Genomic DNA, 11,398 nt, shown 5'->3' with positions numbered 1-11,398 from the left:
GTGATAGATACGCGGCGGCTCAGGACCCTGCGCGCGGTTGCCGATCATCGGACGGTCACCGCCGCGGCCGCCGCGCTTCACCTCACGCCCTCGGCCGTCTCCCAGCAGCTCGTCGCCCTCGAACACGAGGTCGGTCACCGGCTGCTCGAACGCGACGGCCGGGGCGTGCGCCTGACCTCGGTCGGCCGAATCCTGCTCGGCCACGCCAACGAGGTGCTCGCCCAGCTGGAGCGGGCGGAGGCCGACATCGCCGCCTACACGACGGGTACGGCGGGCGAGGTGAAGGTGGCCTCCTTCGCCACCGCCATCGGGCTGGTCGTCGCCCCGGCCGTGAGCAGGCTCAGGGACAAGGAGCCGGGCATCCAGGTGCGCGTCCTCGACGCGGAGGGCGACCAGAGCCTCACCATGGTCCTGGACGGCGCGGTCGACGTCGCCGTCGCGGTCGAGTATCGCGGCGCCCCGGCGGAAGACGACCGCAGGCTGTCCCGCATCCCGCTGTACTCGGAGCCGTTCGACGTGGTGCTCCCCCGAGACCACCCCCTGGCGCGCGGCGAGGCGGCGGTGCACCCGAGGGGGCTTCCGCCGACCGGCGGTGAAGTGGCCGCGGCGAACCCGAAGGGGCTTCCGCCGACCGGCCGTGAGGTGGCCGTGGCGGACCTGGCCGGCGAGACCTGGATCGGCCCGTACCCGGGCAACCCCTGCCACGACGTGATCGCCCTGGCCTGCGAGCACGCGGGTTTCATCCCCGAGTTCGCCCACTCCTCCGACGACTTCAGCGCCGTGGTCGCGCTGGCCGCCGCCGGAGCCGGGGTGGCGATGGTGCCGCGTCTCGCCCTGCGTGGCCCGGACCTGTCGGGCGTGGCGATCCGCCCGGTCGCCGGTCCCGAACGCCGCGTCTTCGCCGCCGTACGGCGAGGCGCCGAACGCCACCCCCTCCTCATCCCCCTCCTGGACGCCCTCCAGGACACCGCGACAGCCCTCCGCCAGGCGGATCAGCCGGTTCCGGCGTCTCGAAGGACATCCGTCTTCTGACCGGTGGGCCGAATCAGGGCCAGAAATGGAGGGCGGGATCGGCCAGAGCGGTCACGACCTCTTTGCCACGCAACACCGACTCCGCACCGGGAAGATCCCGATAGCGGAGCATCGCGTAGAGGACGTCGGCGAACGGCTGTTCAAGAAGCGACATGGCGATTTCGGCGGCCTCTCCCCCACTGTCATCGGAGTCCCGCAGACGCGCGTGGTCACGCAGCATGGAGACCGTCCTGATGAAGGCGGCTGCCCTGCCCCGCTCCAGATCGCCCCGGTTCAGACCGAAGACCTTGATCGTGGCGTCACCCCGGAGGGTCAGCGCCTCGTAGGTTCCCGTGCTCAACGTGAGTTCGAGATGATCGTACGGATCCTCCACCGATGGATCGACGAGCAGGGGGCTGCCGTTCTCGTCCCGTGGAAACAGCTCTCGTTTCTGGTGACTGTTGCAGTGTGAACACGCCAGCAGATGATTCGGCCAGTCGAAGGCGCGTACAGGAGCCTCGGTGAGAGGCTCGAAATGATCGATGTCCGTACCGAGGCCGTCACCGCAGTACATACATCGCCGGATTCCGGTCGCCATACCGGTCAGGAGCTGGGTCAGCCGCGTCCGTGTGGTGGCGGCGGACTTCCAGGCAGCCCGCGCCGCCGAGGAGTCGGCTCCATCGGCGCGCAGCCTGTCTGTTCGCTCACGCAGCCTGTCAGCCAGATCGGTGGGAAGCTCCACCCGACGGATGCGAATCATGATTGTTATGCGATCCTCGCGGCGACCTCGTCCACACGCGCGGCCAGAGAACTGGTGAGCGTCTCTCGCAGCTGTTCGTACTCTCGCACCTCGTCAGGAGCCGCGTTCCCCCGGAGAACCGCACGCTCCAGAACGGTGAGCCTGCGCCGGAGGTCCTCGGCGCGGTTGGAGTAGAGAGAGTCCATACCGAAAAGATCGGTGAGAAGAGCGTCGTCTCCGCTGCCATAGACAACACGGTCATACAGGTCCTCATCGACAACACGGGGAGGAACGTCCTCATCGACGCCGGGAAGCCTGATCAATCCTCCTGGATCCGCGCTCTGGCAGATGTACGGGCTATGGGTGGTCACGATGAACTGCACCGCGGGGAAGTGAGCCTTGAGCCAGTTGCCGATCTTCTTCTGCCAGCTCACGTGAAGATGAACGTCGATCTCGTCGATGAGAACGACACCGGACAACGGCATCCTGGGGGTTGGCAGTGGCTCCGAGGGGTAGCCGGGGAGCTCCACCAGACGGCCCGCGACAGCCCCGTCCAGGTAGCCGGGCAAGGCCCTGTCCATCTGACGGACCAGGTCCAGGACCAGCGCGGTGACGGTCCGATACCCGTCACTCATCTCCCTGAGGGAAATGAGTTGGCCGTCTCGTCTGGCCCACAGGCCGTCGCTGTTGACCTTCTCGACCCGGAAGCCGTCAGGAAGCAATCCGTCGTTGAGCAGCTCCATGACGAACGCCAGCAGGTTCGCTGCGCCGTGCTGTCTCTCCAGGCTCCGCAGGTGCAGGTCGATGAGCCAGCTGACGCTCTCCGCCAGTGAGGCGTCCTCATGGAACAGGCTGGCCAGGCGGGCGACAGGGCCACTGCTCATCATGAGTTGCCGGGCGTCAGCCGATCCTCCCGTCAGTCGGCGGAAGGGACCGTAACCCGCGAAGAACCATCCCCGAGGGTTGTCAGCCCACGGCCCACGGAAAGCGGCACCGCCGTGACCGTTCATACTCGGCTGCGGGCCGTATCGTCCGGAGTCTCCGACCGTCTCACGTGACCAGGTCAGCCGAGCGGGAAACGGCCGCTTTGGACGTCCTCCGCGGCCGAAGGCGTCCGTTTCGTCGAAGGCGAGGGTCATGTCGACGATCGCCTCCGAGAGGTCGTTGGAGATCCAACCTTCGAAGGAGGGGGCGAGACTACGGGCTGTGGAAGGCCCTGCCATGGCCAGTGCGATTGCGCGCAGCAGTGTCGTCTTGCCCGAACCGTTGCGGCCTGCCAGGACCGTCCAACCGGCGTGACTGCCATCAGGGCGGGTCAGCCGAAGCTCCGCGCTCCGGGGACCGGAGAAACCACGGACGCCGGAGACCCTGAGATCGGCGATGTACATCGTCACCTCCCCGTCCGTGATCGTAGCGTCTCCTTCCTGAACGATAGCGGCGCTCACGAGGTGAAACGCGGCTCGGCGGACACCTCTGCGAATCCCGGTCATGCGAGCCCCGCCGGCCGGCGCGCCGCTCCCGGTCGGCGGCCACATCTCCAGGGTGTTCCGGGTTCGGACCCCCCTGGTACGGCGAGCCGAAACGCGGCCCCGCCCCGCGCCGGTGGGAGGCGGGCACACGTCGACCTATTGTTTGATGGTTGGGGAACCATATAACCTTCATTCGGTTTGATAATCGGCAAACTTTGAAACCGATGGGTGTGTCGTGCCCGGCGCCGCCGGCCCTGAGGCGGTCCGGTCGGAGCACGACGGAGGGAGCGGGCATGGACAGGTACGCGGACCGGAAGGCCGTGGTCGTCGGCGGAACGCACGGGATCGGGCTCGCGGTGGTCAGGGCGTTGCTCGACGGCGGAGCCGAGGTCCTGCTCACGGGTCGCAACGAGCGCAACCTCGAGGCGGTGCGAAGTGAACTCGGATCGCGGGCGCAGGCCGTACGGTCCGACACGACGAGCCTGGCCGACATCGACGCGCTGGGCGGGCAGGTCGAGGAGACCCTCGGCCGGGTCGACTTCGTGTTCGTCAACGCCGGGGTCGCACACATGGAACCGTTCGGGCAGGTCACCGAGGCCTCGTATGACGCGATCTTCGACGTCAACACCAAGGGCGCGTTCTTCACCGCGCGACGCCTGGCCCCCCTCGTCGACGACGGCGGCTCGTTCGTCTTCACCACCTCCATCGCCAACGACTCCGGCACCCCCGGCATGAGCGTCTACTCGGCGTCGAAGGCGGCGCTGCGGTCGTTCGCCCAGGTGCTTGCCGCGGAGCTGCTGCCCAGGAACATCCGGGTGAACGCGGTGAGTCCGGGCTTCATCAAGACCCCGACCATGGGTGCCGCCGGGCTCTCCGAGGCCGAGAGGAAGGCCTTCGAGAAGCTGGGAGACGAGATCACCCCGATGAGGCGCCATGGCTCGGCCGAGGAGGTCGCGGCGGCGGTGTTGTTCCTCGCCTTCGACGCGACCTTCACCACGGGGGTCGAACTGACCGTCGACGGCGGCCGCGCGCAGAAGCTCACCCCTCCGCGTCGATAGAACACCGGGACCGGCGAGGGGCGATGGCATCGGGCCGCGCTTCGGGCGGCCGGGCCGTACACCGGAGGTCGAAGCCCCCGGCGGGGCGCTCCAACGGGGAAGGGAGCGCGGGGCACACGACGGCGCGGGGGACGACCGGTGTGCCGCTGTTTCCCGCCGGGGGTGGTCGAAACGACCTCGAAGGAGGAATCCCCTCACTCGGGAGACGATCCCCGGGAGACAACCCTCCTCAGAACATCCCTGGGAGACAGCCCTCCTCAGGACACTGTCTCCCCAGGACGCCGTCCTCCTCAGGGCACCGTTCTCCTCGGGGCACCGCTGCTACTCGGGGCGGGGCGGGAGCCACCACACCTGGGTCGAGAGCCCGCCGCACCCCGGCCAGCCGAGAAAGGCCGGAGTGTCGGAGACAAGGTCCTTCACAGGACCTTCGGGAAGGCTCCGCCCGAGCCCCGCGCCCCTCTCAAGATCGGCGAGGCCCGGAAGGCCGGTGAGGTCCGGAAGATCCTGGAGGTCCAGGAGGGGGTCTTCCGAGGGCTGCGGGTCGGCGGGGATCTCACACCACACGGTCCGGCCGAGACCGGGACCGTGCGAGCGGTACCCCCAGTTCCCGCCGGAGAGCGCGCTGACGATAGCCAGTCCCCGGCCACCCTCCGCCAGGGGGAACGCGGGATCCGCGCGAAGCCGGGGTTCCCGCGTGCTCCAGCCCTGGTCGACGACCTCGATCCGCAGCAGGTCACCGAGCGCCGACAACCGCAGCACCAGCGAACCGGCCCCCGAGTACGGCACCGCCCCAGAGATCTCGCCGGACAGAGAGCCACCGACCGTTCCCGGATCCCCAGCGGGCAGAGAACCACCGACCGCCCTCAAGACCCCGACCGGCAGGGAACCGCCGACCGTCCCCGGATCCCCGGTCGGGCCGCCTCCCGCGTGCCGTACGGCGTTGGTGACCAGTTCCGACACGGCCAGCCGGGCGTTCTCGTAGGCGGGGTGATCCTTCCCGAGCCATTCACGGACTTCACCGCGTGCTCGTGAAACGGATTCCGGGTCGTTGGGAAGACAGGTTTCGCTGAGCGTCTCCGGATTCATGGGTCGCCTCCCCCAGCCGAATTGGGCTGGATTTCCGTTTTACTCGGTTCACCGACCGAGGCGCCGCCGTGTTTTCGGCTCGACCCTTCATACGGTCGCAAAGCCGTCGACGGCTGTATCGGAAATGGAGTCCTCAATCCGTTCACACTTCTGTGAACCCCTCGCCGAGCAGGACAGACGTGCCGGACAATGGCCTGAGACCGGTCGGAGAAACCGAGAGGAGACCGGAGATGACCATCCCCCCGGCAATGGAACAGGAAGCAGCAACAGAACCGACAATACCCATCGATCCCTACATTTCCCCGCGCATTCGATTCGGGACAGAGCTCCGCAAATTCCGACTCGCCGCCGGATTCAGCCAGCGAAAGCTCAGCGAGACGATCCACCTGTCGATCAGCCAGCTCAGCATGCTGGAGAACGGCCACCGCTCGCCGACCCTGGCGCTGGCGGGCAAGGTGGACGAGGCCCTCAACCTCGGCACGACGCTCACCGGACTGCTCGACCGGCTGAACCGCGCCGAGGCCCAGCTCCCCCGCTGGTTCCGGCCCTGGCTGGACTTCGAGCGCGAGGCCGAGTCCCTGCGCATCTGGGAAGCGCTGATCGTGCCCGGCCTGCTGCAGACCGAGGACTACGCGCGGGCGATCCTGAGCCGCAAGCCCCGCGCCACCGCCGAGGAGGTCGAGGACAAGGTGGCGGCCAGGATGGAGCGGCAGGAGATCCTGCGGAAGCGGATGCCGCCGATGCTCTGGATCATCATGGACGAGGGCATCCTGCACCGTCCCGTCGCCGACCCCGGCGTCATGCGGGGCCAGTTCGAGCGCCTCCTCGACACCGAGGAGCACCTTCGCATATCCCTGCAGATCCTTCCCTACACGGCGCGCAACGTGCTTGGCTTGTTGGGCAGCTTCACCCTCGCGGACCTGACGAGGGAGACCCACCCGGTGGCCTACATCGACTCGCAGAGCCTGGACGACCGAGTCACCGACCGGCCAACCGACATGCGGAACCTGGCGTTCAGATACGAAGCGATCCGGTCCGACGCCCTGTCCCGGCACGAGTCCCTCAACCTGATCAAGGAGACGATGCGCAGATGGACGACCTGACCAGGGAACTCCCCACCGCCCGGTGGCGCAAGTCCAGCCTGTCCGGCGACGACGGAAGCAACTGCGTCGAGGTCGCCGCCCTCTCCGGCGGCCACCACGCCCTCCGCGACACCAAGAACCGCACCGGCCCCACCCTCATCCTCACCCCAACCGCCTGGGCGACCTTCCTCACCACCATCAGGGCCGGTCACTTCGGCTGACTCGCACAACCACTCACCGGGGAAACCTTCGGGTCGGGGACCTGAGGGTTTCCCTTCTCTCAGCGGGTCCGTGAAAGACGGATCAGCGATCGGCGGTGATGACCCACTCCTGGGCGAGTGCCTTCGTCTGCCCCAGGATGAGCCGCACGGCCTCGGGCTCGTCGTCCGGCTCTCCTAGAACCGCGGCGACAGACCGCCGTCAAGCACTCCCGCCCTGCGGCCCAGGACCTCGGGGATCCGAGAGAGTCTCTGCAGGCACGCGGCGGCCTCCGGCGAGATGAGCCGGATCACCTCCAGCAGACTCTCGAAGTCCTTGGCCAGGTGCCGGTGGTGGATGGGCTCACAGTGCGCCACGCGGTTACGCAACCGGCGCAGATGGTCCACCTTCTGGTGGAGCACGGCGGGGGTCCGGGCGGAGTAACCGGGGAAGGCGTACTGCAGCGCCGGCCACCAGAGCCGCGAGTGGTAATTACTCCCCGACGACAGAAGGGACACCCAGAAGCCCAACGAAAGTGCCGCCACGACGTCGTCCGCCGTGCACGAAACGCCCCTGTTCGCCTTGGTGATCTCGTCATACGCGCGACCGTTCAGGGTCAGCCGAGGGGCGCACCACCATTCGCGCTGTCCATGGTGTGTGGCGAGCCGATCGTCCATGACGTTGCGCAGCATGACTTCGAAGTACTGCAGAGCCCCGCTGAAGGCACCGCTCGCCTCCGTGTTCCACGCATACAGCCGGAGTGCCACCACGAGGTCTCCGCTCGCCGCGACCAGGTAGGGGGCCAGGCGAGGCCGGGAAATCATGTCCGCGATCAGCTTGGCCTCGTTGGGGTTCACAGTCCACCTCCCCATGCGACCGGGAGTGAGTTACGATGACTCATGTGGGCCCCGGGTATCGCCACTGCTCTGCATGCGACCCGGGCAAGCTTTTTTCGGCAAGGTCCCGTCTTTGCCTTGTCTCCCAAATTCGCGGCAGTGCTCAAACTCTGAGGAAACAGCACCCTCGCCGCTTTCCAGCCTGACGGAGAACGAAGCACCGGCGAGGCGCCGTCGCCTGTCGTTCGTCGGCACCATGAGCTCGGGCGTCGGAGATCTCGCTGAACGCCATGAAGAGATCCTGGCCGACTGACCGCCCCCGCGGATCGAAGCCCTCCGGCCATCACTTCCGGAGGGCTTCGAGACGGTGAGAAACCGGGTTCAGGCCGTTCCTCACGCATCGCCCGAACAACTTTCCCCAGCTCAAGGCTTCCCCGCCGCCGTACCTCAGCGGGGGTGGAGTTCTTCAGCGGGGGTGGAGTTCTTCGCCGAGCGTTCGGAGAGCGCGCCGCAGGTGGTCCCGTTCGGCCGTGTTGCCGGTGCGGGCGATCGCGGCCTCGTAGGACCGCGCCGCCTCGGCGGGGCGGCCCAGGCGGCGGAGCAGGTCGGCACGGACGGCGTGCAACAGGTGGTAGCCGTCGAGGTCGAGGTCGTCGACGAGGGAGAGGGCCGCGTCCGGTCCCTCGACCTCGGCCACCGCGACCGCGCGGTTGAGGGCCACGACCGGGCCGGGGGCGAACGGCAGAAGCTGGTCGTACAGCCGCAGGATCTGCCCCCAGTCCGTGTCGGCCGCGGTCGGCGCGTCGCTGTGGACGGCGTTGATCGCCGCCTGGATCTGGTACGGCCCTGGCCGGTTGCGCCGCAGGCACTGCCGGACGATGGCCTGGCCTTCGGCGATGAGCTCCCGATCCCAGCGACCGCGGTCCTGGTCGGCCAGCAGCACCAGGTCACCGCCGGGGGTGGTACGGGCGGCCCGGCGCGACTCGACGAGCAGCATGAGCGCGAGCAGCCCCATGACCTCCGGCTCGTCGGGCATGAGCTCGGCCAGGAGCCGTCCGAGGCGGATGGCCTCGGCGCACAGGTCCTCGCGGACGGGCCGGTCGCCCGAACTGGCCAGGTGGCCCTCGGTGAAGATGAGATAGACGACGGCCAGTACGGCCCGCAGCCGGTCGGGCAGCTCGGCCTCGCCGGGGACCCGGTACGGGATCCGCGCGTCACGGATCTTGTTCTTGGCCCGGACCAGCCGCTGGGCCATGGTCGGCTCGGGCACCAGGAAGGCGTGCGCGATCTCCGCGGTGGTGAGCCCGCCCAGCAGCCGTAGCGTCAGCGCGACGCGGACGCCGGGGGCGAGCGCGGGGTGGCAGCAGGTGAAGATCAGGCGCAGCCGGTCGTCGCGCACGGCGCTCTCCTCGGCCGGTTCGTCGCGGGCGTGCAGCAGGGCGGCCTGGGCGTGCCGCTCCTGACGGGTCGCCTCCCGGCGGAGACGGTCGATCGCCCGGTTGCGGGCGGTGGTGATGATCCATCCCGCCGGGCTCGGTGGCAGCCCGGCGGACGGCCACCGCCGTACCGCCTCGGCGAACGCGTCCTGGACCGCCTCCTCGGCGCTGTCGATGTCACCGAGAACGCGAACCAGCACGGCCACCGCACGGCCGTGCTCCTGACGGAAGACTCGTTCGATCTCCGAGGCGGGAAGGGGCGACACGCCGGTGATCAGTCCTCGGGATCGCCCTGGAGTGGACGCACCTCGACCGGCAGGGTGCTGGCTCGGGCGTACTTTCCGCCCCAGACGAGGGCGGCGTCGAGATCGGGCGCCTTGATGACGACGAACCCGCCGATGTGCTCCTTGCCCTCGGTGAACGGGCCGTCGGTGATGAGCAGCTCATCCCCCCGGGCCCGTACCACGGTGGCCGTGCTCGCGGGAGGCAGCCCGCCGGTGAAGACCCACGCTCCGGCGGACCTGAGCTCCTGGTCCACGGCCGTGAGGTCCCGAATGATCGGTTCCAGCACCTCGGGCGGAGGAGCGTCTCCATCGGGCTGGTAAATGCTGAGCAGGTACTGCTGCATCGTTGTCGTGCCCCTTCGGTGGTCGCCGTCGGCACCGTACCGACGTCTCGCCCCCTAAACGAACGGCCAACGGCCGAATCGACACTGGAGACGACAAGAGGTGGGAGTTTTTTCACGCGCCCCGAGCGCGTCGTTGGTTCCCACCTCGAAGTTCTTTTCGACACGTTGGACTGTCGACTTGGCCATTCAACATACGCATCCAGCCCATGAGCGACGGTTGCCGGCTAACGCGACCTCAAGCGGAACTCCGCCCAAAGGTCGACGGCCTCTTCCAGGTCGAGCGCTGCCACGTCCTCGCGAGCCAGGCCCACCGTGTAGATCAGCCGGTCAGCGAGCCAGTCAGGAACGGGCTCTCGCGCAGGCACCTCTTTGACATGGATGTGGTCGCTCAGGGTTCCGAGGCGCTCGATCACCGCGCCCAGTCGGACGATGTCGGGGCGCGAGCCGCCAGCCGCCCGGACTCGCGCCTTGGCTTCGGCGTAGACCTCGGCGTCGGCCCTCTCACCGACGGCCCAGATCTCACAGATCTCAACCGCCTTGTCGTCGGTGATCCGGTAGACGACCCGCCAGGTGTTCCGGCCGACGACAAGCTTGCGGAATCCTGTCAGTTCCCCGCCGAGTGGGTAGCCGGCCTCGGGGTTCTCCAGTAGCAGGAGGATCTTCTTCAGGATCTTGGGGACGGCGTCCGGACCGATCCTGCGGAGATCGTCAACGGCCGAGTCGGTGAATACGACGTCGGACACCGTTACTCGTCGTCATCCGGGAGCGCGGCCAGCGACTCACGGGTATGCCCGAAAGCGGAAAGGACATCGTCGATCGACGTCCGCCGCCCGCTGTCGGTCGCCGCCCGTACGAGAACCAGCGCCAGGTCACGCAGATCGGCAGCGGCCTCTTCCAGCTCGTTGAGACGCCGCATGCTCACGACGGCCGCGACCGGCCGGTGTCGGCGGGTCACCACCAGCTCCGCCCCCCGCTCCGCGTCGGCCACCAGACGAGCCACTCCGCGCTGCGCGGCCTCGGTAACCGTGAGCTCGGTCGCATCATGGAGAACAGCCATGCAAAAACTATATAGAAAACTATACACAACAGCAAGCAGCAGGCCGGGAGCCTCGATTGCCGAGCCAGCCCAATGGGGCACCCGGCTTGACATTGGCACTCTCAGCGGCGGGGACGCAGGCCGTTGAGGGTGGCTTCGACGACGCGATCGGCGTATTCGGGGGTGAGCGGGCCACCGCGCTGCAGCCAGCGATTGAGCAGCGGGCCCCACAGCATCTCGACGGCCAGGTCCAGATCGAGGTCCTCCGCGAGCTGCCCGGCCTGCTGGGCGGCGCGCAGCCGCCGCTTCTTGATCTCCCTCATCGGCCCGTCCAGCCGTTCGGAGTAGGCGGCGGCCAGCTCGGGATCGTGCGCGATCTCGGTGTTGAGCGCGCGCATCGGCTCGTCGTAGCGCGGGTCGTTCAGCTCCGCGACCGTGGCGCGCAGGACCGTCTTCAGGTCGGCCTCCAGATCCCCGGTGTCGGGCAGGACGGCCTCACCGTCCGACCCCTCGGTGAACGAGAGGAAGGCGTCGAAGAGCACCGCACCCTTCGACGGCCACCAGCGGTAGATCGTCTGCTTGCCGACACCGGCACGCGCGGCGATGCCCTCGATGCTCAGCTTGGCGTAGCCGACCTCGCCGACCAGCTCGAACGCCGCCGCGAGGATGGCCCGCCGTGAGGTGTCACTGCGGCGGGCGGCGTTGGCGGAGGGCTTGCGCTGCGTCGTCATGCGGCCAACCTAACAAACAGCTAGACGAGACGGACCGTCTTGCATTGGCGAACACGACTCCTATACGGTTGCCGCCATAAGACGAGAC

At 68.2% G+C, this 11,398-nt stretch carries 13 protein-coding genes; 4 read left to right on the top strand and 9 right to left on the bottom strand.

Going from position 1 to position 11,398, the window contains the following annotated elements; all coding sequences use genetic code 11:
• Positions 1 to 1,032 carry a LysR family transcriptional regulator gene (locus tag AB0395_RS02990; RefSeq protein ID WP_366276334.1) on the top strand — a complete coding sequence of 344 codons (1,032 nt, stop codon included), beginning with the start codon at positions 1 to 3 and terminating at the stop codon, positions 1,030 to 1,032.
• Between the two features lie 13 nt (positions 1,033 to 1,045).
• On the opposite strand, the gene AB0395_RS02985 is transcribed toward AB0395_RS02990, so the two are convergent.
• Positions 1,046 to 1,771 carry an HNH endonuclease gene (locus AB0395_RS02985; protein WP_366276333.1) on the bottom strand — a complete coding sequence of 242 codons (726 nt, stop codon included), beginning with the start codon at positions 1,769 to 1,771 and terminating at the stop codon, positions 1,046 to 1,048.
• Between the two features lie 5 nt (positions 1,772 to 1,776).
• The gene (locus AB0395_RS02980) at positions 1,777 to 3,138 is read right to left on the bottom strand and encodes an AAA family ATPase (RefSeq protein WP_366276332.1); all 1,362 of its coding nucleotides are present in this window, start codon (positions 3,136 to 3,138) and stop codon (positions 1,777 to 1,779) included.
• 374 nt (positions 3,139 to 3,512) lie between these two features.
• On the opposite strand from AB0395_RS02980, the gene AB0395_RS02975 reads away from it, so the two are divergent.
• The gene (locus AB0395_RS02975; RefSeq protein ID WP_366276330.1) at positions 3,513 to 4,277 is read left to right on the top strand and encodes an SDR family oxidoreductase; all 765 of its coding nucleotides are present in this window, start codon (positions 3,513 to 3,515) and stop codon (positions 4,275 to 4,277) included.
• Positions 4,278 to 4,598: 321 nt separating this feature from the next.
• On the opposite strand, the gene AB0395_RS02970 is transcribed toward AB0395_RS02975, so the two are convergent.
• On the bottom strand, positions 4,599 to 5,363 hold the full coding sequence (locus AB0395_RS02970; RefSeq protein WP_366276328.1) for an ATP-binding protein: 765 nt from the start codon (positions 5,361 to 5,363) through the stop codon (positions 4,599 to 4,601).
• Between the two features lie 230 nt (positions 5,364 to 5,593).
• Here AB0395_RS02970 and AB0395_RS02965 point away from each other — a divergent pair, with 230 nt between their 5' ends.
• Both AB0395_RS02965 and AB0395_RS02960 read left to right on the top strand, forming a co-directional pair.
• Entirely contained in the window at positions 5,594 to 6,466 is an 873-nt protein-coding gene (locus AB0395_RS02965; protein ID WP_366276326.1) for a helix-turn-helix transcriptional regulator, read from the top strand.
• Entirely contained in the window at positions 6,454 to 6,666 is a 213-nt protein-coding gene (locus AB0395_RS02960) for a DUF397 domain-containing protein (RefSeq protein ID WP_366276325.1), read from the top strand. Before AB0395_RS02965 ends, AB0395_RS02960 begins: the two co-directional genes overlap by 13 nt.
• Positions 6,667 to 6,840: 174 nt before the next feature.
• Here the strand turns inward: AB0395_RS02960 and AB0395_RS02955 are convergent, their stop codons facing one another.
• The 6 genes from AB0395_RS02955 to AB0395_RS02930 all read right to left on the bottom strand — a co-directional run bounded on the left by AB0395_RS02955 (position 6,841) and on the right by AB0395_RS02930 (position 11,310).
• Positions 6,841 to 7,500 carry a hypothetical protein gene (locus AB0395_RS02955; protein WP_366276324.1) on the bottom strand — a complete coding sequence of 220 codons (660 nt, stop codon included), beginning with the start codon at positions 7,498 to 7,500 and terminating at the stop codon, positions 6,841 to 6,843.
• A gap of 445 nt (positions 7,501 to 7,945) precedes the next feature.
• Positions 7,946 to 9,181, bottom strand: coding sequence for an RNA polymerase sigma factor (locus tag AB0395_RS02950; RefSeq protein ID WP_366276323.1), 1,236 nt, complete (start codon positions 9,179 to 9,181; stop codon positions 7,946 to 7,948).
• Between the two features lie 8 nt (positions 9,182 to 9,189).
• Positions 9,190 to 9,543 (bottom strand): YciI family protein, encoded by a 354-nt coding sequence (locus AB0395_RS02945; protein ID WP_366276322.1) that lies wholly within the window; start codon positions 9,541 to 9,543, stop codon positions 9,190 to 9,192.
• Between the two features lie 224 nt (positions 9,544 to 9,767).
• Positions 9,768 to 10,286: a type II toxin-antitoxin system mRNA interferase toxin, RelE/StbE family gene (locus tag AB0395_RS02940; RefSeq protein WP_366276321.1), complete on the bottom strand. Its 519-nt coding sequence runs from the start codon at positions 10,284 to 10,286 to the stop codon at positions 9,768 to 9,770.
• Between the two features lie 2 nt (positions 10,287 to 10,288).
• Positions 10,289 to 10,600 carry a type II toxin-antitoxin system prevent-host-death family antitoxin gene (locus tag AB0395_RS02935; protein WP_366276319.1) on the bottom strand — a complete coding sequence of 104 codons (312 nt, stop codon included), beginning with the start codon at positions 10,598 to 10,600 and terminating at the stop codon, positions 10,289 to 10,291.
• Between the two features lie 101 nt (positions 10,601 to 10,701).
• The gene (locus tag AB0395_RS02930) at positions 10,702 to 11,310 is read right to left on the bottom strand and encodes a TetR/AcrR family transcriptional regulator (RefSeq protein ID WP_366276318.1); all 609 of its coding nucleotides are present in this window, start codon (positions 11,308 to 11,310) and stop codon (positions 10,702 to 10,704) included.
• Positions 11,311 to 11,398: the final 88 nt, after the last annotated feature.

This window comes from Streptosporangium sp. NPDC051023, from assembly GCF_040689595.1.
Taxonomy (GTDB): domain Bacteria; phylum Actinomycetota; class Actinomycetes; order Streptosporangiales; family Streptosporangiaceae; genus Streptosporangium.
The sequence above is the reverse complement of the archived record's forward strand: the minus strand, read 5'-3'. Positions and strand labels throughout refer to the sequence as shown.

What these genes read in the sequence shown, in the direction of transcription:
- AB0395_RS02945 (WP_366276322.1), bottom strand. Translation starts at nt 9,543, where the DNA reads ATGCAGCAGTACCTGCTCAGCATTTACCAGCCCGATGGAGACGCTCCT.
- AB0395_RS02965 (WP_366276326.1), top strand. Translation starts at nt 5,594, where the DNA reads ATGACCATCCCCCCGGCAATGGAACAGGAAGCAGCAACAGAACCGACA.
- AB0395_RS02935 (WP_366276319.1), bottom strand. Translation starts at nt 10,600, where the DNA reads ATGGCTGTTCTCCATGATGCGACCGAGCTCACGGTTACCGAGGCCGCG.
- AB0395_RS02975 (WP_366276330.1), top strand. Translation starts at nt 3,513, where the DNA reads ATGGACAGGTACGCGGACCGGAAGGCCGTGGTCGTCGGCGGAACGCAC.
- AB0395_RS02970 (WP_366276328.1), bottom strand. Translation starts at nt 5,363, where the DNA reads ATGAATCCGGAGACGCTCAGCGAAACCTGTCTTCCCAACGACCCGGAA.
- AB0395_RS02930 (WP_366276318.1), bottom strand. Translation starts at nt 11,310, where the DNA reads ATGACGACGCAGCGCAAGCCCTCCGCCAACGCCGCCCGCCGCAGTGAC.
- AB0395_RS02980 (WP_366276332.1), bottom strand. Translation starts at nt 3,138, where the DNA reads ATGTACATCGCCGATCTCAGGGTCTCCGGCGTCCGTGGTTTCTCCGGT.
- AB0395_RS02960 (WP_366276325.1), top strand. Translation starts at nt 6,454, where the DNA reads ATGGACGACCTGACCAGGGAACTCCCCACCGCCCGGTGGCGCAAGTCC.
- AB0395_RS02985 (WP_366276333.1), bottom strand. Translation starts at nt 1,771, where the DNA reads ATGATTCGCATCCGTCGGGTGGAGCTTCCCACCGATCTGGCTGACAGG.